Below are 20133 nucleotides of genomic sequence, written 5' to 3' on the forward strand. Positions count from 1 at the left end.
CTGCAAAGCAGCGACCATGCCAAACCTTCGCCGTGTCCTCATCGTCGAGGACGAACCCTTGATCGCGATGATGCTTGAGGATTTTCTCGATGCCCTCGACCGGGAGGTCGCCGGCACCGCCGATGATGTCGTCGGGGCGCTCGCGGTGATCGAGCAGGGCGGCGTCAATGCCGCGATCCTGGATGTGAACCTGCGCGCCGGCGAGCAGAGCTGGCCGATTGCCGCTAGGCTCGCGGAACTCGGCATTCCCTTCATCCTCGCTACCGGCGGGGCAGGGGATTCGATCGCCGAACCGTGGCGCGACCGCCCGATCTTGTCCAAGCCCTTCACGATGGACGCAGTCGAGAAGGCGTTGAACGGACTCGAATCCTAGCCCTGCAGCTGGCCCACCGCAGATATCGAGCCCGTCGTCCTGAAGTGTGATTTCGACGTTTCGCGAACGGGATGCGCCAAACGAAACAATTTGCCGGTCGTCGACGGGGCGTTCATATCTTTCGCCAAACAGACGAAAGAGAGGCCATGTCGCCCAATTGCCGGTACTTGTCTTCGAGCGTTGCGCTCGCGACGTCGCTGATGCTCGCGGCATGCGGCGGCGGTGACTCCTCGGGCGGCGGCGTGGTCACCCCCACGCCGACTCCGGCGCCCACGGCAACCAACAATGCGCCGGTGTTCAATTCGGCGACGACCGGGACGGTAGCGGAGAATACGACTGCGACCTTCTACACCGCGACCGGGACCGATGCTGACGGTAACACGATCACCTATTCGATAGGCGGGGGCACCGATTCACCGCTGTTCAGGATCGACGCCAGCGGCCATCTGGCCTTCCGCGCGGCACCGGATTTCGAAGCGCCGGGCGATGCCAATCGTGACAATGTCTATCAGGTTACATTAGTCGCATCGGACGGTGTCGCCACGACGTCACTCGCGCTCCAGGTCACGGTCACCAATGCTACTGCGGGCGCCTATCATGCGCGCCAGTTGGCAGCGACATTCACGCAACCGAACAACCTTGTCGTCAAGCCGGGCGATGCCACACGCGTGTTCGTAACCGAAAAGACCGGCGCCGTGCGGCTGCTCACCCTGGCGACGGGTGCGGCGGTGCCCACGCCTTTCCTCGATCTGAGCGCCGAAGTGACGACCAGCCTGGAAGCCGGGCTGCTCGGCTTCGCGGCCGATCCGGATTATGTGGCCAACGGATATGTCTATGTGGCGCTGGTCACGCCGGCGAACAATCTCGAGGTGCGCCGCTATCGCGCGCTGCCGGGCACGCGCGAGATCGGCAATCCCGCCTCGGCCGACGTGATCCTGTCTGTGCCGACGCCGGACAATAATTTCACTGGCGGCTGGCTGGGATTCGGCACCGACGGCAATCTCTACGTGACTACCGGCAACGGTCCCGAACCCGGAACGGACAAGACCAACCTTGCCGGCAAGGTGCTTCGCATCGACGTGCGCAGCGACGCCTATCCTGCGGATCCGCTCCGCGACTACGCCATTCCCGCCGGCAATCCCTTCGCGACGACGGGGGGAAGGCCCGAGATCTGGGCGACTGGGTTCCGCCATCCGCGCCGCGCGGCCTTCGATACCTTCACCAACAATCTCTACGTGGATGATCTGGGGGCCCCGGTCAGCGCATTCTACGAACCCGAAATCAACATGATCCGCCCGCAGGATGCCGGTAGCGACTTCTCGCCGTGGCGAGAGCGCCTAGGGAGTTCCGGGCCCCTGGGAGCAGGTCTGTTCTACCCGATCTTCCGGCTCGGCTATGGCCTGACCAGCCCCTCTCCGGCGAACGAGCTCACGCTGGTTGCCGGGCCGGTCTATCGCGGACCGATCGAGCCGCTTCAGGGGATGCTGGTCTATGGGTCGCGCGCTCTGAAGCTCCTTGCAGCGCGCAACGCGGCATTGTTCGATCAGAACGTCGTCGATCCCAACGTCTATCCGCAGATCAGCCTCCGCACCGAGCTGTCGCCTGCCGAATGGGCTTTTGCGTTCGGCGAGGATGCCAACCGGAACCTCTACATTCTCCAGCCGGACGGAAAGATCTTCGTCGTCGAGCCCGGCTGAGATCAGTCGATCAGGCGAGCGACGTCCCCGATCCGGATCAGGCCGGGCCGGGCCGGGCCGGCATAGATGCCGTATCGATTGCCAAAGCGCTGCGCGACGGTGCGCAGGATGCTGGCGTCCTTGGCGCCGGTATCCGGATCGATCGTCACGAACACGCAGCGCGGGATAGGATCGGCGCACTGGACCAGCGCGCCGTCGGCGTCGTTGCCGAATGCCAGCCGGCGTCCGATCCAGTCCGCCGCCTCGAGTTCGCTCTCGATGACGATGTTGATGCGGAACCGCCGCACATCCAACGCGCTACCGTGCGTTGCTTCGACTAGGGCGTGCCCGCCGGTCGTCTGGATCGAGATGGGCATCGCATCATAGATGCCGCGCGCGACCTGGAGCAGCCCCACCGGTTCGCCGGCGGCCGCCTCGAGATGTCCCTGAAGCAGCGGATCGTGGAGCGACACGAGGGCGCCATCCGGCGTCTCGACCATCACCGCCGACGTCTTGGGGCCCCCGGGATCGGCAAAGCCGGCGCGGTGCAGCACCATCGCCGGCACCTGCCGTGCGGTAAGCCACGGAACCCGCGTGCCATTAGCCTTGCGGACAAAGGCATATTGCCGGTCGCCCTCGATGCCCTGCCAGTCGACTTCGGCGATCGCCAGCTGTTCGCCCGCCATCGACTTGACGGGAAAGCGGTTGAGCGCCGCGACATGGCCGACGATGCGGGTCATCGGCGCGCGCTATCGGGCATCGCGCTGCCCTGCAAGCCGGCGTGACAGCGGCGGCCCGATCGGGCAGAGCGCTGCCATGATCCACGTCACCCGCGACGGCCCGGTCGCGACCATCGCGCTGGCCCGCCCCGAAGCGAAGAACGCACTGCCGATCGCCGCGTGGCAGGCGCTCGCCGCTGCCGCACGCGATATCGGCGATGCCCGTGCCGTGATCCTCAAGTCGGACGTGCCCGGCATCTTCTCCGCCGGTGCCGACGTTCGCGAATTCGAGACTCTCGCTACAGATCCGGCGCTCCGCTCCGTCTTTCGCACGGCAATGCGCGACGCCATCGAGGCGATCGCCGCGCTTCCCATGCCGGTGATCGCCGCGATCGACGGCGGCTGTTTCGGCGCCGCGGTCGCGCTGATCCTCGCCGCCGACATCCGCATCGCCGGCGCCCATGCCGAGTTCGCCACTACCCCGGCGCGGCTCGGCCTGGGCTATCCGCAGCAGGATATCGCACGGCTCGCGGCGCAGGTAGGCAAGGGCATGGCATCGCTGATGCTGTTCACCGGCGACCGGCTGATGCCAGACGAAGCCAAGCGCATTGGCCTCGTCGAACTCCAGGCGAAGAATGCAGGCGAGACCGCAGCGGCCTTGGCTGCGGCGATTGCCGGCAATGCACCTCAGGCAGTCCGCCTGCTCAAGCGCACGCTCCTCGGCGGCGAAGGGCTGGACCAGGCATTCGACGATGCGTTCGGCGAAACCGAGTTCGCCGAAGGGCTGGCGTCGTTCCGCGAACGCCGCAGACCGGTATACAGATGAGCGCGCCTGCAGAAATCATCGAGGGAAGTCAGCAGGATATCCTGCTGCTCTGCGATCACGCCTCAAATGCCGTACCGGCGGATATCGACCTTGGTACTGCGCCCGAACTGCTCGATCTCCATATCGCCGTCGATATCGGCACTGACCCGCTCACGCGTAGTCTCGCCGCACGGCTCGATGTGCCGGCGATCCTAGCCACGGTCTCGCGTCTCGTCATCGATCTCCACCGCGAGCCCGACCATATCGGCCTGATCCCGCGCCGCAGCGATGGCCATCTGATCCCTGGCAACGATCCCGTGGACCGTGCCGCGCGCATCGCCCGCTTCCACGCCCCCTATCACCGGCTGCTCGCCCGGCGCATTCGTGCCCAACGGCCGGGGCTCATTCTCTCGATCCACAGCTTCACGCCTTGCCTCGACCATGGCGGCACGCAGCGCCCGTGGGAGGTCGGCATCCTGTACAATCGCGACGCCCGCGCCGCGCATGCCGCAATCGAGTTCCTCCGGAGCAGGGGCTTCGTCACGGGCGATAACGAGCCCTATTCGGGCCGCCTGCTCAACGCCACGCTCAACCGCCATGCCGAGGCCAATGGCATCCCCTCGGTCGCGATCGAAGTCCGCAACGACCTGCTCGCGGATGCATCCGGCATCGAGCGATGGAGCCAGGCTTTAGCCGGGCTGGCAAATTCTTTGCGCAATAGTCTTGCGCGAAATGCGTCCTCCGCGACATAGGCTTGCGCATCATGACAAACCGATTCGACAAATCCCGCCTTCCGAGCCGCCACGTTTCCGTTGGACCCGAGCGCGCGCCACATCGCAGCTATTATTACGCGATGGGCATTCCCGAGGAGGACATCGCCAAGCCCTTCGTCGCGATTGCCAGCGCTGGCAATGACAGCGCGCCGTGCAACACCACGCTCGATTTCCAGGCCGATGCCGCGCGCGAAGGCGTGATTGCCAATGGCGGCATGCCGCGCCGCTTCAACACGATCACGGTGACAGACGGCATCGCGATGGGCCATCAGGGCATGAAGTCCTCGCTGGTCAGCCGCGAAGTCATCGCCGACTCGGTCGAATTGAGTGTTCGCGGCCATTGCTACGACGCGCTCGTCGCCTTTGCCGGCTGCGACAAGTCGCTCCCCGGCATGATGATGGCGATGCTCCGCCTCAACGTGCCTTCGATCTTCGTCTATGGCGGCTCGATCCTCCCCGGCCGCTTCCATGACAAGGACGTCACCGTCGTCGATGTGTTTGAAGCGGTCGGCAAGTTCGCCGCCGGCAGCTGCCCGCTCCATGAGCTGACCGCGCTCGAAAAGGTCGCGTGCCCCGGTCACGGCGCGTGCGGCGGCCAGTTCACTGCCAATACCATGGCCTGCGTCGGGGAGGCGATCGGCCTGTCGCTGCCCAATTCGAACATGGTGCCCGCACCCTATCAGTCGCGCGAGCAGATCGCCGTCGCGGCGGGGCATCAGGTGATGAACCTGATCGAGCGGAACCTGCGCCCCCGCGACATCTGCACCCGCGAGGCCTTCATCAACGCCGCCCGCGTCGTCGCGGCGACCGGCGGCTCGACCAACGCCGCGCTGCACTTGCCGGCGATGGCGAGCGAAGCGGGGATCGAATTCGATCTTCATGACGTAGCCGAAGCTTTCAAATCAACACCTTACATCGCTGATCTGAAACCCGGCGGTAAGTATGTCGCCAAGGACATGCACGAGGCCGGCGGCGTCTACATGCTGATGAAGACGATGCTTGCAGGTGGTTTCCTCGACGGCAATTGCATCACCGTCACTGGCAAGACGCTGGGCGAGAATATCGATCAGGTCACCTGGAACCCCGACCAGAAGGTCATCTATGACGTCAAGACGCCGCTCTCGCCCACAGGCGGCGTGGTCGGCCTGCGCGGCACCCTCGCTCCCGAAGGTGCGATCGTAAAGGTCGCCGGAATGCACCGGCTCCAGTTCACCGGCCCGGCGCGTGTGTTCGACTGCGAGGAGGAATGCTTCCAGGCAGTCGAGAATCGCGAGATCAACGAAGGCGAAGTCATCGTCATCCGCTATGAGGGGCCCAAGGGCGGTCCGGGCATGCGCGAGATGCTGTCGACCACCGCCGCGCTCTATGGCCTCGGCATGGGCGAGAAGGTTGCGCTGATCACCGACGGGCGCTTTTCCGGTGCCACCCGCGGCTTCTGCATCGGCCATGTCGGCCCGGAGGCAGCCGATGGCGGCCCGATTGCCCTGGTCGAGGATGGCGACATCATTCGCATCGATGCCGAGAGCGGCACGATCGATCTCGACGTTCCTGAGGATGTTCTGGCAGAGCGCCACGCGAAATGGCAGCCGCGCGTCAACGATTACCAGGCCGGCGCGCTCTGGCGCTATTCCCGTACGGTGGGCCCCGCCTATAAGGGCGCTGTAACGCACCCGGGAGCCAGCGCCGAACGCCATGTCTACGCGGATATCTGATACTAGATTCCCCTCCCTGAAAGGGAGGGGCTAGGGGTGGGTGCGCGGCCCGCAGGGGCGCGCCCGACGAGCTGTGTCGATAGGCTCGCTGTGCTCGCACCCGCCCGCATCCCCTCCCTTGCGGGGAGGGGCGTGCTGATGGCGCTGCTCTTCCCCCTCTCGCTCGCGGCGTGCGGGTCACAACCGGCGGAGAATGCCGCTCCGCCTGAAGCGGAAGCCAGCCAGACGGCTGTTTCCGAGCCCGAGGCGCCCAAGATCGAATGCGCCGCCCCCGGAGTCGCCGACTTCGCCCCGGTCTGCACCCTCGACCGCACCGAAACCCCCAATGGCGTCATCCTGACCCTTCGCCACCCCGACGGCGGCTTCCATCGCCTGCAGATCACCCGCGACGGCCGCGGGGTTATCGCCGCCGACGGCGCCGAATCGGCGAAAGTGACGCCACTCGGGTCTGATCGCATCGAAGTCGAACTCGGCGGAGCGCGCTATCGGCTTCCGGCCACGGTTCGCGGGCAGGCGAAATGATCCCCTCGGGCGCGCCGATCCTCACCGCCGTCGAAATGCGCCACGCCGAAGAGGCCGTGTTCGCCGGCGGCGTTGCGCAGGACGAATTGATGGAGCGGGCAGGGGCCGCAGTCGCCCGCGAGACCGCGCGGTTCGCGATGGGCCGCCCGATCCTGATCCTCGCCGGTCCGGGGAACAATGGCGGTGACGCCTATGTCGCAGCGCGGCTGCTCCAGGCTTGGGGTCATGACGTCAACCTCGTCGCCACCGGTGCGCCCGCGCCAGGCGCCGCCGAGCGCATGCACGTACGCTGGCAAGGCCCCACAAGCTCGCTCTACGCAGCCCGCTCGCGTCCGGTCGTCATCGACGGGCTGTTCGGCACAGGCCTGACTCGGCCGCTCGAACGCGGGCTTGCTGCGGTCTTCGCCGATCTCTGCAAGCAGGCCGAATTCACACTGTCGATCGATCTGCCCTCCGGGATCGACACCGACACCGGCGCCGATCTCGGCGCACCCCGCGGAATTGACGTTACGCTCGCGCTCGGCGCACTCAAGCCTGCCCATGTCCTGGACGCCGGGCTCGAACGCTGCGGTCGGGTGTTGCTTGCCGATATCGGGATCCCCGTCGAGGGCAGCAGGCGCACCGTCGCGCGGCCCCGGCTCCGCGCTCCCGATACCAACAGCCACAAATACACCCGAGGCCTGGTCGCGGTGGTCGAGGGCGCGATGCCCGGCGCCGCGCGCCTTGCCGCGCGTGCCGCCATGGCGGGTGGTGCGGGCTATGTCGTGCTCGCGGGCGATCGCCCCTGGGGTGCCGGTCCCGATGCGCTGGTCCGGCGCGAGGTGCGCAGTGCCGAGGACCTCACCGAATTTCTCGACTGGGACCGCATCGACGCCGTGGTGCTCGGCCCGGGTCTCGGCCGCGATCGCCGGGCAGAGGCCTATCTCCGCGCCGCCTTCGCTGCCGACAAGCCACTGATCCTCGACGGCGACGCGCTGAGCCTGCTTGGCAGCGGCGCCGCGCGCTGGCTGGAAACCCGCGCCGCGTCGACCTGGGTCACCCCGCATTCGGGCGAGTTCGACCGAATGTTCGCAGGCGGAGGCGCCAGCAAGATTGATCGCACACTCGCCGCCGCTGCCGAGACCGGCGCGACGATCCTCCACAAGGGCGCCGATACCGTGGTCGCCAATGCGAAAGGCCAGGTCCGCGTCCTCGCCGGCGCCTCGCCCTGGCTCTCGACCGCCGGCACCGGCGACGTCCTCGCCGGGCTGCTCGCTGCGCAAGTGGCGCAGGGCGGGAAGGGGCTTGCCCCCGCCGAAGCTGCGGTCTGGCTTCACGCCCGCGCCGCGCGGCTTGCCGGACCCGCGCTGATCGCCGATGCGCTTGTCGGGCATATCCCCGGGGCGATTTCAGAATGTCTGTGAACGATGATGAAGTGCTGCGCGTTGCCGCGCGCGGCGATGGCGTCACTTCCGATGGCCGCCATGTCGCCTTCGCGGCACCCGGCGATCGGGTAACGCCTGACGGCGCCGTCCTCCCCGGCCCGCATCACCAGACACCGCCCTGCAAGCATTACCCGGAATGCGGCGGCTGCCAGCTCCAGCATCTCGACGATATCAGCTGGTCGCAGTTCATCGCAGATCGCGTCACCGGCGCGCTCGCCGCGCAAGGGCTTGAGGCCGATGTCCGCGCGCCGCTGCTGTCGCCGCCCAACACCCGCCGCCGCGCCACGCTCCATGCCGAGCGCCGCGGCCGTCAGGTACGCCTCGGCTTCACCCGGCAGGGCAGCCACGACCTGATCGATATCGAGGAATGCTGGGTCCTCGCTCCCGAGCTTTTCGCGCTGGTCGCCCCCTTGCGCGGCATGCTCGCCGCGCTGATCCCCGGCACTCGCCGGATCAACGTCCATCTCGTCCAGACCGACCAAGGGCCCGACGTCCTGATCGACGGCCTCGAAGCCGAAGGACTTGCCGCTGCCGAGGCGCTCAGCGCCTTCTCGCATCGCCACCATCTCGCACGCTTGTCGATCGACGAAGGCTTCGGCCCCACTGCGCGCTACGAGCCCGAGCCGGTCACCGTCACGCTGGGCGGCATCTCCGTGCCCTTCCCCCCGGGCAACTTTCTCCAGGCTACCCCCGAGGGCGAGGCCGCGCTCGTCGCGGCGGCGCAGGAGATCGCCGGCGGCGCAAAGGCGGTGGCCGACCTGTTCGCTGGTCTGGGCACCTTTACCTTCGCCTTCCCGAAGGCGAAGGTCTATGCCGCTGAAGCCGCACGCGATCCGATCATGGCGCTAAAGGCTGCGGCAAGCCTTGCGGGCCGCATGGTGTTCGCCGAGCATCGCGACCTTTTCCGGCGCCCGGTTACCGCCGCCGATCTCTCTCGCTTTGACGCGGTCGTCCTCGATCCACCCCGCGCCGGCGCACGCGAACAGGTCGCCGAGATTGCGGCGTCCAACGCGCCAATCATCGCCTATGTTTCGTGTAATCCCAGCACGTTCGCACGCGATGCCGAGATTTTGTCCAAAGCCGGCTATAGCCTCGATTGGGTCCAGCCCGTCGGGCAATTCCGCTGGTCGACGCATGTTGAACTCGCCGCGAAGTTCAGCCGCTAGGATAGTTCGCCCGCACGAAGAACAGCCCGTCAGGTGGCGCGTTCAGGCCTAGCCGCGAACGGTCGCGTGCCTCCAGCGCGGCACCTACGTCCTCGGCCGCCCATTTGCCCTGACCCACCAGCCCCAGGCATCCGACCATCGATCGCACCTGATGATGCAGGAATGACCGCGCCGACGCGTGTACCAGTAGCCGGTTGCCTGCGCGCGACACGTCGAGCCGGTCGAGCGTCTTGACCGGGCTCTCCGACTGGCAATGCGCCGAGCGGAAGGTAGTGAAGTCATGCCGTCCCACCAGCAATTGCGCGGCTTCGTGCATTGCGCGTGCATCGAGCTCGGCCGGGATCCGCCATGCCAGCCCCTTTTCCCAGGTCAGCGGTGCGCGGCGCGTGACGATACGATACTCATAGTGCCGGCCCAGGCACGAAAAGCGCGCATGCCAGTCGTCCGGCACTTCGACGCAATCGAGAATCGCTACCGGATTGGGCCGCAGCCGCGCATTGAGCGCCTCCATCAGCCGGAACGGCGCGATCTCCCGCGCGATGTCGAGATGCGCGCGCATACCGAGGCCATGCACCCCGGCATCGGTACGCCCCGCGGCATGGACCACTGCCTTCTCGCCGGTCACTGCGAAAGCGGCGTCCTCGATCGCTTGCTGGACGCTCGGGCCGTGGTCCTGCCGCTGCCAGCCCATGAAAGGCCGGCCGTCGAATTCCACGGTGAGCGCGAACCGCGTCAAAGCCGCGTGCCCGCCGGGATCGCGAAGCCCCGCAACAGATCCTGTGACGTCATGACACCACGTCCCGCCCGCTGGACGAGCAGCGGCCGGATCGCCCCTGCGCCACAGGCGATCGTCATGCGGTCGTCGAGTACGGTTCCGGCTTCTCCGCTCTCGGCCGCCACTTCCGCCGAATGCACTCGCACGCGCTCGCCGCCTAGTTCGAAGAACGCCCCCGGCGCCGGATTGAACGCGCGCACCTGCCGCTCGACCTCAGCCGCGGTTCTCAAGAAATCGAGCCGAGCCTCGGCCTTGTCGATCTTTGCGGCATAGGTGACGCCATCCTCGGGCTGTGCCGCCGCCGGATAGCAGCCGATATCCCGCAGCACCTCGACCATCAGCCGCGCCCCCATCTCGCTGAGCTCGCCACTGAGTTCGCCCGCGGTCTTTCCCCCTATCGGCGTCCGCCCCTCGAGCCGCACCGGGCCAGTATCGAGCCCCGCCTCCATCTGCATGATCCCCACCCCGGTCTCGGCATCGCCGGCGAGGATCGCCCGCTGGATCGGCGCCGCACCCCGCCAGCGCGGCAGCAGCGAGCCGTGGACGTTGAGGCAACCCAGCCGCGGCGCCGCAAGCACCGCAACCGGCAGGATCAGCCCGTAGGCCGCGACCACCGCTACGTCGGCCCCCAGCGCCGCGAAAGCGACAACCGCGTCGGGCTCCTTGCGGAAGGAAAGCGGCGTTCGGACCTCGATCCCCAGCGCCTCGGCGCGTGCCTGGACGGGCGATGGCGCTACCTTGCCCCGATTCCCGCGCCGGGGCGGCTGGCTATATGCCGCCACGACGTCATGACTCGCCGCGACCAACGCGTCGAGCACGGGGACGGCGAATTCGGGGGTGCCCATGAAGATGATCCGCATAGTGTCCCTCTCGCCGCTTGGCAGGGCGCTAGGCAAGCCCCTATGTCTTCCTGCATGGCATCCCCTGAAATCGAGGCACTGACTCAGGCGCTCTCCCGCCTTCCCGGGCTCGGCCCGCGTTCGGCGCGCCGCGCGGTGCTCCACTTGCTCAAGAAGCGCGAGACTGCGCTCGATCCGCTGCTCGCGGCGCTCACTGCAGTCAGCCGCCGGCTCAGCACCTGCGGCATCTGCGGCAATGTCGACACCAGCGACCCCTGCGCGATCTGCGCCGATCCGCGCCGCGATGCCCGCGCGCTCTGCGTGGTTGAGGAAGTCGCCGACCTCTGGGCACTCGATCGTTCGCGCCTCTTTCCCGGCAAGTTCCACGTCCTCGGCGGTCGCCTGTCGGCGCTCGAAGGCATCCGCCCCGAGGATCTGCGCGTCGACGGGCTCGTCCGCCGCGTCGCCGCCGGCGGGATCGACGAAGTCGTCCTCGCGATGAATGCCACGCTCGACGGCCAGACCACCGCGCATTACCTCGCCGAGCGGCTCGAGAGCTACCCGATCCGCATCACCCAGCTCGCCCACGGCCTGCCCGTCGGCGGCGAGCTCGACTATCTCGACGAAGGCACGCTCGCCCAGGCGCTTCGCGCGCGCCGTCCGGTCGCGTAGTTTCCGAGACTTGCGGCGGCGCGAACGGCGAATTAAATCAGCCTTATGGCTCTCTTACCGATCGTCGAAGTACCGGACCCGCGCTTGCGCCTCATTTCCACGCCGGTGGAGACGGTGGACGATGAGGTGCGCGATCTTATCGCCGACATGTTCGACACAATGTACGATGCCCCCGGCATCGGCCTGGCCGCGATCCAGGTCGGCGTGCCCAAGCGCATCGTCGTCATGGACCTGCAGGAGGAAGAGGACGAGGAGGGCAAGCCGATCCGCGCCCCGCGCGTCTTCATCAACCCCGAAATTCTCGATCCCGCCGAGGAGCAGTCGGTCTACACCGAAGGCTGCCTGTCGATTCCCGAGCAGTTCGCCGATGTCGAGCGCCCCGCGCGCTGCCGCGTGACCTGGCTCGACGAGCAGGGCGTCGCGCATGACGAGCTCTTCGAGGGCCTGCTCGCCACCTGCATCCAGCACGAGATGGACCATCTCGAAGGGATCGTCTTCATCGACCATCTCTCTCGCCTCAAGCGCGACATGATCCTCAAGAAGCTGACCAAGGCGCGTAAGGCCGCCGCGTAAGCGCTTCACCGGAGCACGGTGGAAGCTTCCTCTGCCGTCACGCACCACAGCGCCGCACGCCGACTATAGGGTTGCTCCAAGGCGCGCCGCCGAGTAAGTTCGCCTTCTGTTCCGGGAGGCAAGGTTGGACACGCTCGCACTTATCCTGATCGTCGTCGTGCTGATTGCCGGCCTCGGCCTCGGTTGGTTTCTCGGCACCCGCGGTGTCGCCGAGGCACGCGCCGAGCGCGATCGCCGCGAATCTGACTTCAAGGCGGCAATCTCCGATCTCGTCCTCGCCGAGGAACGCGCCGGCCAGCTGCCCGCGCTCCGCGACGAGAACGCCACGTTGCGCGACGAACGCGACGAAGCCCGCCTCCAGCTCACCGAACTCCGCGCCAAGGCCGAAGCTTTCGAAGAGCGCCTCGACGAGTTCAAGGGCGCGCGAGAGGCGATGGCGGGCCAGTTCCGCGAACTCGCCACCACGATGCTTGGCGAAACCCAAAAGGCCTTCCTCGAACGTGCAGAGGCCCGCTTCAAGCAATCGGAGGACGTCGCCGGGCAGAACCTCAAATCGATGCTCCAGCCCGTCAGCGATCGCCTCCAGCGTTATGAGGAAGGCGTCGCCAAGGTTGAGGCCGAGCGCCGCGACGCGTTCGGCGAGCTCAAGGGCCAGATCGAGCAGATGCGGATCGGCCAGGAAAAGGTCAGCACCGAAGCCGCCAAGCTGGTCAATTCGCTGCGCAACGCCCCCAAGTCGCGTGGTCGCTGGGGCGAGCAGCAGCTCAAGAACGTGCTCGAGACCTGTGGACTCTCCGAACACACCGATTTCCAGACCGAAGTGAACGCCGCAGGCGAGGAGGGGGGACGCCTGCGTCCCGATGCGATCGTCCGGGTGCCGGGCGGTCGCGCGCTGGTGATCGACGCCAAGGTGTCGCTCAATGCCTATCAGGACGCATTCGGCGCGGTCGATGATATCGAGCGCTTCGCCGGGCTCAAGGCGCATGCCGATTCGATGCGCGCGCACATCAATGGCCTGGGCAACAAGGCCTATTGGAGCCAGTTCGAGGATGCGCCGGACTATGTGATCATGTTCGTCCCCGGCGAGCATTTCCTCTCCGCCGCGCTCGAACATGATCCGACGCTCTGGGACTTCGCGTTCGACAAACGGGTTCTGCTTTCCACTCCGACCAATCTCATCGCGATCGCGCGCACGGTCGCGGCGGTATGGCGTCAGGAAAAGCTCGCCAAGGAGGCGCGGCAAATCGGCGAGCTCGGCAAGGAGTTGTACGACCGGCTTGCGGTCGCCTCTCAACATCTTCGCGTTGTAGGGTCAGGGCTCTCCAGCGCGGTCAACAACTACAACAAATTTGTTGGGAGCTTTGAGCGTAACGTGTTGAGTACTGGAAGAAAATTTAAAGACCTAAACATCGAAACGGGCTCTAGGGAGATTGAGTCCACGCAAGAGATCGAAGCCTTGGCGAGATATGGTTCCGTCGAGGCGCTGCCTGCGAGCGACGAACGGAGCGAGAACATCGATTGACTGCGGCTCGCGGAGGAGTACCCTTGGTTTGTCGGCAGTTCTTTCATCGCCGATGGTTAGCTCGGCAATTGCCCTTCTCGGTAGTGTTACAATTAGCGTTCGCCCAGCCCAAAACCGGCCGGGGCTTCGTTTGATCGAAGAATGCTTGTCTCTACCTTGCGGTCGCAGTCTCCGGGCCTGATCGACTACGGAGAACGATCATGGACAGGTTGTTATACAACCTGCACCAAGATTGCGATCAGCGGTGGCATATCGGCGGGTTCACACCCGACGGCCAGCCGGTGTTCGAGATCGATCGCTCTTGGGAAGATCGTAGGGACGCCCAGAAGGCGCTCAATCGCCTTCTGGGTTTGTCTTTTACTAGTTCCCAAGCGACCGCGGTGTAGGCGGTGCGGGCGACTTTGTCGTCCGCACCATCTACAGGCGCCTCTCGGGCGCCAGCACCAGCCTTGTGCGATGCGCGCCGGTCAGCACCAGCTTTCCGTTGCGGTTGCGGCTGACGCTGAGCGGCTCTCCGAGGATGCGTAGCACGCTGCTCTCCTGAACATTCTGCATGCGCTGGGCGCACGCCATTTTCGTTGAAGCCAGCCGGCCGGCGGTGAGCCGCCCGCGCTCGAAGCGGAAGCTGCCGTTGAAATTGTTGCAACTGGCATTGCCGCTGATCCGGGCGCCGTTGAACGTCACCCGCGGGTTGGTGCGCGGCGCGACCAGCCGGCCATTGATCGATTCGATCCGCCAATCGCCTTCGAGCAAAGAGGTCTGCTCCGGCGTTTCGGAAAGCACCTCGCCGCCGCAGCCGCGCAGCGTGCGCCCGCGCAGGGTGACTGTGACGGTATCATGGAAGGTGCGGTCGCTCATCCCGTCGCTGCATTCGACATGGGTGATGTCTACGGTCATACCGCGCGCCTGGTAGCGCTCGCCATTGAACCCGACGATCGGCCGCGGCTTGGCGACGCGCACCACACGGCCGCCGGCAGGCTCATAGCGGATCGTGCTGCCGTCGATGGTCAGCGACCAGAACGGCTCGGTGCCCAGCGCGCGATAGGGCGCGGCGTTCGACTGGGCGTAGGCGGGCAGGGCGATCAGCACCAAGGCGCCGGCAGCAGCAAGCTTGATCAAGATAGGTCTCCTTCGTCTCGGGCGGTATGCCGCCGCGCGGCTGAACCGCGCATGGCCGTAACGATCGGCTGCCGTTCAGGATGCTGGCAATGTAGGATTTGCTGTGCCAGCCTTGGGTTCAGCTCTTTGAAAATGTCCGGCACAGAACTGCATTTCGGCAAAACAATCTTACAACAAGCTATAATTAAATTGCCGATTCACCGTATAAACCGTGAAATTAGCCACCGCGAATCCTACTCAGCACTTCATACGCCATCACCGCCGTCGCCACTGCCGCGTTGAGGCTGTCGGCCTTGCCGAGCATCGGAATCTTGACCAGGAGATCGCATTCCGCGGCCATGAAATCGGGCATGCCCTGCGCCTCGTTGCCGGTGAGCAGGAAGGTCGGCGCGGTGTAGGGCGGGGCCTTGTAATCATGTTCGGTGTCGAGGCTTAGTCCGACCAGTTGTCCGGGACCGGCGCGCAGCCACGCAACGAACTCGGCCCAGCTCGCTTTGGCGACGGGAACGGTGAACAACGCCCCCATGCTTGCGCGGACGGCCTCGACCGAGAACGGATCGACGCACTCATCGATCAGGATCAGCCCGCCCGCGCCGACTGCGTCGCCGGTACGCAGGATCGTGCCGAGATTGCCCGGATCGCGCAGCCGTTCCGCGACCAGCCAGATCGGTGCGGTGCTGCGGTCGAGATCGGCCAGCGTCAGTGCGAAATCGGGATAGACGCCGACCACCGCGCCGGGATTGTCCTTGCCCGATAGCTTGGAAAGGATGTCGGCATTGGTCTCGATCGCCTCGCCGCCGGCGCCCTCGGTGGCATCGACCAGTGCCCGGACCAGCGGATGCCCCGCCATCTCCCTCGCGAAGAACAGATATTCCGGCAGCCTCCCGGCTTCGCGTGCCTCGGTGAGGATGCGCAGCCCCTCGGCAAGGAACAGTCCTTCCTCGCGGCGATGCTTCTTGTCGCGCAGGTTGCGGACGCGCTTGATCAGCGGATTGGAAAAGGCAGTTATCTCGCGGGGCATGGCAGGCCTTTAACCCGTTCGCCCCGAGCTTGTCGAAGGGCCGTTCTTGATCGGTGGATCCGTTCGATGAAGACGAACGATGGCTATTCCTCGCCGAAGCGTGCCTCGACCAGTTCGGCGAGCGCCTGCACCGCGGCATCGGCGCCTTCGCCCTCAGCGCTGATCGTGATCGAATCGCCCTTGGCAGCGCCAAGCATCATCAGGTCGAGGATCGACGTGCCTGATGCACTGGCGCCGTCCTTCTCCACGGTCAGCTCGACCGGCTGGCCGGTGGCGAGCGTGACGAAGGCCATGCTGGCGCGCGCGTGCAGGCCGCGGCGATTCTCGATCCTCACGGTGCGCGTCGTCCGGCTCACGCGGCGGCTTCTCCCAGGACTTCGGATGCGACAGTGATGTATTTCCGCCCGGCATCACGCGCGGCGGCAACGGCCTCGGTCACCTTCATCGTCTTGCGTGCGCTTCCCAGCCGGATCAGCATCGGCAGGTTGATGCCCGCGATCACTTCGATCCGACCGGCTTCCATCAGCGAAATGGCGAGGTTGGACGGTGTGCCTCCGAAAAGGTCGCTGAGCACGATGACGCCGCGTCCTTCATCGACGCGCGCAATCGCCGCGGCGATGTCCGCGCGGCGGGCTTCCATGTCGTCGTCGGGGCCGATGGAGATCGGTTCGATCCGCTCCTGCTGGCCCACTACATGTTCCATCGCGACCACGAACTCTTCAGCGAGCCGCCCATGGGTCACGAGCACCAAACCAATCATCTCAAACTCCGCCCCCTGCTATGGTCACCGGGGCCCCCTCCAGCGAGTCCTGCGGCGCGGTCTGTAAATCGCGGTGGGTCACCGTGGGCGAAAATCCCTCTTCACGCAACCGCCGCGCCATCCGTTCGGCGACGTGGACCGAGCGATGGCGGCCCCCCGTACACCCGAATGCGGCGGTAACATATGCCTTTCCTTCAGCCTGATAGCGGGGCAGCAGCAGGAGCAGCAGCGCCTCGATCTGCGCCATCGCCTGTCCATAAGCGGGATCGTCGGCGACATAGGCCGAAACGTCCGCATCCTTGCCAGTACCGGGACGAAGCGCGTCTACCCAATGCGGGTTACGCAGAAAGCGCATGTCGAACACCAGATCGGCGTCGCGCGGCAGTCCGCGTGCAAAGCCGAACGACGTGATCGTCAGTACGGTCCGTCCCATGCTGTCGTCCGCGAAGGTCGCGCGAATCTGCTGCTGGAGTTCGTTGGACGACAAATTGGTCGTGTCGATCAGCCGGTTCGACCAGCGCCGCAGCGGCATCAGCAGCTCGCGCTCGCGGGCGATGCCGTCGCTCGCCGGGCGGTCCTGCGCCAGCGGGTGGCGCCGCCGTGTCTCCGAATAGCGCCGCTCGAGTTCGGACTCGGCGCATTCGAGGAACAGCGTGCCGACATGATGGCCGTCCTGCTCGCTCAGCTTCTTGACGCGTTGGACGATGCTTTCGGCATCGAACCCGCGAGTCTGGGTGCCGATGCCCAGTGCGAGCGGCCGGTCGTCGTCGCCGTCGGCGCCTTCGCCGGGCGGAGTGTCGAGCAGCCGGTGGAGCAGGAGCAGCGGCAGATTGTCGACGGTCTCCCAGCCGAGATCCTCCAGCGTCCGCAGCACCGTCGATTTGCCCCCGCCCGACATGCCGGTGACCAGCAATATCTGTTTGGGTTGTCGCCGGTTCACCGGGCCGCCTGCTTCAGCGCCAGCTCCACTTTGATCGGCGCCGAAGGTTCGAGCGCAGCAAGCGCGAGCACCGGCACGTTGATGCCAGCAATGCGCCGCGTCCGCTGATCTTCGGGGAAGCGAGGCGGGGTATCCAGGATCACGATCAGCAGTTCCACGGGAACACGCTCCACGTTGGGCATCTCGACAATGCCCAGACCGCGCACTTCGATCCGCCCGGCGAGGTTCGCGGGCGCGCAGGCGATCAATCCGCCGTCCTGCCGCTGGCAGATCACTTGGCCGTCGGACACCAGTGCCGCGCCGCGATCGATCAGCCGGAGCGCGAGGTCGGATTTGCCTTCGCCTGAACGCCCTTCGATCAGCACGCCGCGCCCGCCGATCGCGACGCATGCGCCATGCACCGTCTCGGAAGAGACTTCGGGAAGCCGGGGCTCAGGCATCAGTCGCGCTCCGCCAGAGGCAGCCGCACCACGAACCGTGCTCCGCTCACTCGATCTTCTCGCGTTTCCACTGAAATGCTCCCCTGATGGCCTTCGACGATGGTGCGTGCGATGGCAAGGCCTAGCCCCGAATGCTGACCAAAGGCTTCACTTTCGGGACGCACCGAATGGAATCGACGGAAGATCGCCTCACGCGCCTCGTCGGGCACACCGGGTCCCTCATCCTCGACGCGCACAATCAGCATCTCGCCATCGCTCGCGGCGGAAACCGTGATCAGCCCGCCTTTCGGCGAAAAGGAAACCGCATTCTCGATCAAATTCTCGAACACCCGTTCCAGCCGCGCGCCTTCGCCCAGCACCTCGAGCAGGTCGCCGGGGCGACGATCGAAGAGGATGCGGATCCCGTTAGGGAGTCCGCGCGTCGCACGCTGATCGAGAAGCGCTGCGATCATTGCGCCGACATCGACTGGCTCGAACGTGGCACGGCTGAGCTGGGCATCGAGGCGGGAGGCATCAGAGATATCGGTGATCAGTCGGTCGAGCCGGTGGACGTCGTCGCGGACGATCGCCAGCAATTGCTCCTGCAACGCGGGGTCCTTGACCTTCGAAAGACCTTCCACGGCAGAGCGGAGCGAGGCGAGGGGGTTCTTCAGTTCGTGCGTCACGTCGGCCGCGAAGCTTTCCGTGGCGTCGATCCGCGCGCGCAACGCCTGGCTCATGTCGGAGAGCGCGCGTGCCAGCATGCCGATCTCATCGCTGCGCTCCGGCAGGCGCGGCACCACGACTTCACGCGCTCGCCCCAAACGTACGCGTACCGCTGCCCGCGCTAGGCGGCGCAACGGCCGCACGATCGTCCGTGCTAGGAACAGAGAGAGCAGGATCGACAGCAATGACACGATCGCCAGCACCACGCTAAGCCGGAAGCGCTCGGAACGCACGGTCTGGGTGATGTCGCGGGCATTGACCGTCGTCATCACCACCCCGAGCTGGGTGATCGGCGCCGCCGCAGTGATCACCGGGGTGCGATCGGGTGCTCGCCACACCGTCGCGGGCGTGCCGTGGGTCGCGCGCGCGACGCTGACATCGGGCCAGTCGAGCCCGCGATCGCGCCTGCGTTCGCGGTACAGCGGCGCGCGGTCTGCGCCCGCTACCGTATCGATGACCGCGTCGAGGAAGCGCGCAGTCGACTGGTTGAACGGATCCTTGTCCGGATCGCGCAGCACGAGATTGCGCAGGCCAAGTTCATGGCTGTCGGTGATCAGTACACCGTCTTCGTCGTATAGCCGGATCCGCGTGCCGGTGTCGCGCGCCAAGCTGAGCACCAGCAGGTCGCGCCGCTCTGGCGTCGCCGAGGCGACGGCTTGGGCGATCAGCCGAACCTCGCCGCGTGCCTGCGCGATTCGACTGTCGACGATCCGGCTGCGGTAGGAATCGAGATAGAAGAAGCCGCTGCCGAGCAGCGCCAGCGCGAAGATATTGACCGCCAGAATCCGCGGCGTCAGGCTGACGCGATTCGACCATTTGAGCGCAAGGTCGCGCTCGCTATTCGTCCGAGAAGCGATAACCGGCGCCATAGAGCGTTTCGATAGCATCGAACTCCGGATCGACCTGCCGGAATTTGCGCCGCACACGCTTGATGTGGCTGTCTATGGTGCGATCGTCGACGTAGATGTCGTCCTGATAGGCTGCGTCCATCAGCTGGTTGCGCGTCTTCACGATGCCCGGACGCTGCGCCAGCGTCTCCAGGATCAGGAATTCGGTGACAGTCAGCGTCACGTTGGTGCCGCCCCAGGTCACGCGGTGGCGCGCCGGGTCCATCACCAGCCGCCCGCGCTCCAGGCTCTCTGCCGGTGCCTGTTCGCCTTCGACGCTGGGCTGTACGATCTCGGTGCGGCGCAGGATCGCGCGGATGCGCGCGATCAGCAGCCGCTGGCTGAACGGCTTGGCGATATAATCGTCCGCGCCCATCGCCAAGCCAAGCGCCTCGTCGAGCTCGTCGTCCTTGCTGGTCAGGAAGATCACCGGGATAGCGCTCTTCTCGCGCAGCCGCCGCAGCAGCTCGAGCCCATCCATCTTGGGCATCTTGATGTCGAGCACTGCCAGGTCGGGCGGATTCTCGATCAACGCCTTGAGTGCGCTTTCGCCATCCGAATAGACGCGAGTCAGGAACCCCTCGGCCTGGAGCGCAATCGAGACCGAAGTGAGGATGTTGCGGTCGTCATCGACCAGCGCGATCGTCGCGGTCATGCCGGGCAGCGTGCGTGGCTTTGAAGCATAATGGGAGGGGGTAAAGCAAAGTCGC

General features: G+C 66.0%; 22 protein-coding genes. 11 read left to right on the forward strand and 11 right to left on the reverse strand.

The window, feature by feature from the left end; translation table 11 throughout:
• The first annotated feature begins 16 nt into the window (after positions 1–16).
• A complete protein-coding gene (locus BXU08_RS03900) occupies positions 17–373 on the forward strand; it encodes a response regulator (protein WP_077508890.1) in 357 nt (118 codons plus the stop codon).
• A gap of 146 nt (positions 374–519) precedes the next feature.
• Positions 520–2070, forward strand: a complete 1551-nt coding sequence (locus tag BXU08_RS03905) for a PQQ-dependent sugar dehydrogenase (protein WP_171982413.1) — start codon at positions 520–522, stop codon at positions 2068–2070.
• 2 nt (positions 2071–2072) lie between these two features.
• Here BXU08_RS03905 and BXU08_RS03910 read toward each other — a convergent pair whose 3' ends face one another.
• Positions 2073–2789 carry an MOSC domain-containing protein gene (locus BXU08_RS03910; protein ID WP_077508892.1) on the reverse strand — a complete coding sequence of 239 codons (717 nt, stop codon included), beginning with the start codon at positions 2787–2789 and terminating at the stop codon, positions 2073–2075.
• A 76-nt stretch (positions 2790–2865) separates the two neighbouring features.
• Here BXU08_RS03910 and BXU08_RS03915 point away from each other — a divergent pair, with 76 nt between their 5' ends.
• The 6 genes from BXU08_RS03915 (at position 2866) to BXU08_RS03940 (ending at position 9170) form a co-directional block, all read left to right on the forward strand.
• The gene (locus BXU08_RS03915) at positions 2866–3594 is read left to right on the forward strand and encodes an enoyl-CoA hydratase/isomerase family protein (RefSeq protein ID WP_077508893.1); all 729 of its coding nucleotides are present in this window, start codon (positions 2866–2868) and stop codon (positions 3592–3594) included.
• Positions 3591–4325: an N-formylglutamate amidohydrolase gene (locus BXU08_RS03920; RefSeq protein WP_077508894.1), complete on the forward strand. Its 735-nt coding sequence runs from the start codon at positions 3591–3593 to the stop codon at positions 4323–4325. The genes BXU08_RS03915 and BXU08_RS03920 overlap by 4 nt, the downstream gene beginning before the upstream one ends.
• An 11-nt stretch (positions 4326–4336) precedes the next feature.
• Positions 4337–6058: a dihydroxy-acid dehydratase gene (gene ilvD, locus BXU08_RS03925; protein WP_077511982.1), complete on the forward strand. Its 1722-nt coding sequence runs from the start codon at positions 4337–4339 to the stop codon at positions 6056–6058.
• A gap of 138 nt (positions 6059–6196) precedes the next feature.
• A complete protein-coding gene (locus BXU08_RS03930) occupies positions 6197–6580 on the forward strand; it encodes a hypothetical protein (protein ID WP_077508895.1) in 384 nt (127 codons plus the stop codon).
• Positions 6577–7983: a bifunctional ADP-dependent NAD(P)H-hydrate dehydratase/NAD(P)H-hydrate epimerase gene (locus BXU08_RS03935; RefSeq protein WP_077508896.1), complete on the forward strand. Its 1407-nt coding sequence runs from the start codon at positions 6577–6579 to the stop codon at positions 7981–7983. The genes BXU08_RS03930 and BXU08_RS03935 overlap by 4 nt, the downstream gene beginning before the upstream one ends.
• The gene (locus BXU08_RS03940; RefSeq protein ID WP_077508897.1) at positions 7974–9170 is read left to right on the forward strand and encodes a class I SAM-dependent RNA methyltransferase; all 1197 of its coding nucleotides are present in this window, start codon (positions 7974–7976) and stop codon (positions 9168–9170) included. Before BXU08_RS03935 ends, BXU08_RS03940 begins: the two co-directional genes overlap by 10 nt.
• On the opposite strand, the gene truA is transcribed toward BXU08_RS03940, so the two are convergent.
• Positions 9160–9906, reverse strand: a complete 747-nt coding sequence (gene truA, locus BXU08_RS03945) for a tRNA pseudouridine(38-40) synthase TruA (protein WP_077508898.1) — start codon at positions 9904–9906, stop codon at positions 9160–9162. The two genes, BXU08_RS03940 and truA, sit on opposite strands and share 11 nt — an antisense overlap.
• Positions 9903–10805: a methionyl-tRNA formyltransferase gene (gene fmt, locus BXU08_RS03950; RefSeq protein WP_077508899.1), complete on the reverse strand. Its 903-nt coding sequence runs from the start codon at positions 10803–10805 to the stop codon at positions 9903–9905. Before fmt ends, truA begins: the two co-directional genes overlap by 4 nt.
• Before the next feature lie 54 nt (positions 10806–10859).
• Between fmt and recR the strand changes: the two genes are divergently transcribed.
• The 3 genes from recR to BXU08_RS03965 all read left to right on the forward strand — a co-directional run bounded on the left by recR (position 10860) and on the right by BXU08_RS03965 (position 13551).
• On the forward strand, positions 10860–11456 hold the full coding sequence (recR, locus tag BXU08_RS03955) for a recombination mediator RecR (RefSeq protein ID WP_077508900.1): 597 nt from the start codon (positions 10860–10862) through the stop codon (positions 11454–11456).
• Between the two features lie 45 nt (positions 11457–11501).
• A complete protein-coding gene (gene def, locus BXU08_RS03960) occupies positions 11502–12029 on the forward strand; it encodes a peptide deformylase (RefSeq protein WP_077508901.1) in 528 nt (175 codons plus the stop codon).
• Between the two features lie 124 nt (positions 12030–12153).
• Positions 12154–13551, forward strand: coding sequence for a DNA recombination protein RmuC (locus BXU08_RS03965; RefSeq protein WP_077508902.1), 1398 nt, complete (start codon positions 12154–12156; stop codon positions 13549–13551).
• Between the two features lie 417 nt (positions 13552–13968).
• Here the strand turns inward: BXU08_RS03965 and BXU08_RS03975 are convergent, their stop codons facing one another.
• From BXU08_RS03975 to BXU08_RS04010, 8 genes are all read right to left on the reverse strand, one after another.
• Positions 13969–14670, reverse strand: coding sequence for an META domain-containing protein (locus BXU08_RS03975; RefSeq protein WP_077508904.1), 702 nt, complete (start codon positions 14668–14670; stop codon positions 13969–13971).
• A 217-nt stretch (positions 14671–14887) separates the two neighbouring features.
• Entirely contained in the window at positions 14888–15691 is an 804-nt protein-coding gene (locus BXU08_RS03980; RefSeq protein ID WP_077508905.1) for an RNA methyltransferase, read from the reverse strand.
• Positions 15692–15774: 83 nt separating this feature from the next.
• Positions 15775–16047 carry an HPr family phosphocarrier protein gene (locus BXU08_RS03985; protein WP_077508906.1) on the reverse strand — a complete coding sequence of 91 codons (273 nt, stop codon included), beginning with the start codon at positions 16045–16047 and terminating at the stop codon, positions 15775–15777.
• Positions 16044–16451 carry a PTS sugar transporter subunit IIA gene (locus tag BXU08_RS03990; protein WP_077508907.1) on the reverse strand — a complete coding sequence of 136 codons (408 nt, stop codon included), beginning with the start codon at positions 16449–16451 and terminating at the stop codon, positions 16044–16046. Before BXU08_RS03990 ends, BXU08_RS03985 begins: the two co-directional genes overlap by 4 nt.
• Before the next feature lies 1 nt (position 16452).
• Complete coding sequence (gene rapZ / locus BXU08_RS03995; RefSeq protein ID WP_077508908.1) at positions 16453–17391, reverse strand: RNase adapter RapZ; 939 nt, start codon at positions 17389–17391, stop codon at positions 16453–16455.
• Positions 17388–17831: an HPr kinase/phosphorylase gene (locus tag BXU08_RS04000; protein WP_077508909.1), complete on the reverse strand. Its 444-nt coding sequence runs from the start codon at positions 17829–17831 to the stop codon at positions 17388–17390. The genes rapZ and BXU08_RS04000 overlap by 4 nt, the downstream gene beginning before the upstream one ends.
• Positions 17831–19405, reverse strand: a complete 1575-nt coding sequence (locus tag BXU08_RS04005; RefSeq protein ID WP_077508910.1) for a stimulus-sensing domain-containing protein — start codon at positions 19403–19405, stop codon at positions 17831–17833. Before BXU08_RS04005 ends, BXU08_RS04000 begins: the two co-directional genes overlap by 1 nt.
• Entirely contained in the window at positions 19374–20078 is a 705-nt protein-coding gene (locus BXU08_RS04010) for a response regulator transcription factor (RefSeq protein WP_077508911.1), read from the reverse strand. Before BXU08_RS04010 ends, BXU08_RS04005 begins: the two co-directional genes overlap by 32 nt.
• Between the last annotated feature and the right edge of the window lie 55 nt (positions 20079–20133).

Source organism: Sphingomonas sp. LM7 (assembly GCF_002002925.1).
Lineage (GTDB): Bacteria > Pseudomonadota > Alphaproteobacteria > Sphingomonadales > Sphingomonadaceae > Sphingomonas.

What these genes read in the sequence shown, in the direction of transcription:
- BXU08_RS04005 (WP_077508910.1), bottom strand. Translation starts at nt 19,405, where the DNA reads ATGGCGCCGGTTATCGCTTCTCGGACGAATAGCGAGCGCGACCTTGCG.
- def (WP_077508901.1), top strand. Translation starts at nt 11,502, where the DNA reads ATGGCTCTCTTACCGATCGTCGAAGTACCGGACCCGCGCTTGCGCCTC.
- BXU08_RS03910 (WP_077508892.1), bottom strand. Translation starts at nt 2,789, where the DNA reads ATGACCCGCATCGTCGGCCATGTCGCGGCGCTCAACCGCTTTCCCGTC.
- BXU08_RS03900 (WP_077508890.1), top strand. Translation starts at nt 17, where the DNA reads ATGCCAAACCTTCGCCGTGTCCTCATCGTCGAGGACGAACCCTTGATC.
- BXU08_RS03980 (WP_077508905.1), bottom strand. Translation starts at nt 15,691, where the DNA reads ATGCCCCGCGAGATAACTGCCTTTTCCAATCCGCTGATCAAGCGCGTC.
- BXU08_RS03915 (WP_077508893.1), top strand. Translation starts at nt 2,866, where the DNA reads ATGATCCACGTCACCCGCGACGGCCCGGTCGCGACCATCGCGCTGGCC.
- ilvD (WP_077511982.1), top strand. Translation starts at nt 4,337, where the DNA reads ATGACAAACCGATTCGACAAATCCCGCCTTCCGAGCCGCCACGTTTCC.
- BXU08_RS03940 (WP_077508897.1), top strand. Translation starts at nt 7,974, where the DNA reads ATGTCTGTGAACGATGATGAAGTGCTGCGCGTTGCCGCGCGCGGCGAT.
- BXU08_RS04000 (WP_077508909.1), bottom strand. Translation starts at nt 17,831, where the DNA reads ATGCCTGAGCCCCGGCTTCCCGAAGTCTCTTCCGAGACGGTGCATGGC.
- BXU08_RS03990 (WP_077508907.1), bottom strand. Translation starts at nt 16,451, where the DNA reads ATGATTGGTTTGGTGCTCGTGACCCATGGGCGGCTCGCTGAAGAGTTC.
- BXU08_RS04010 (WP_077508911.1), bottom strand. Translation starts at nt 20,078, where the DNA reads ATGACCGCGACGATCGCGCTGGTCGATGACGACCGCAACATCCTCACT.
- BXU08_RS03905 (WP_171982413.1), top strand. Translation starts at nt 520, where the DNA reads ATGTCGCCCAATTGCCGGTACTTGTCTTCGAGCGTTGCGCTCGCGACG.
- recR (WP_077508900.1), top strand. Translation starts at nt 10,860, where the DNA reads ATGGCATCCCCTGAAATCGAGGCACTGACTCAGGCGCTCTCCCGCCTT.
- fmt (WP_077508899.1), bottom strand. Translation starts at nt 10,805, where the DNA reads ATGCGGATCATCTTCATGGGCACCCCCGAATTCGCCGTCCCCGTGCTC.
- BXU08_RS03935 (WP_077508896.1), top strand. Translation starts at nt 6,577, where the DNA reads ATGATCCCCTCGGGCGCGCCGATCCTCACCGCCGTCGAAATGCGCCAC.
- BXU08_RS03930 (WP_077508895.1), top strand. Translation starts at nt 6,197, where the DNA reads ATGGCGCTGCTCTTCCCCCTCTCGCTCGCGGCGTGCGGGTCACAACCG.
- BXU08_RS03920 (WP_077508894.1), top strand. Translation starts at nt 3,591, where the DNA reads ATGAGCGCGCCTGCAGAAATCATCGAGGGAAGTCAGCAGGATATCCTG.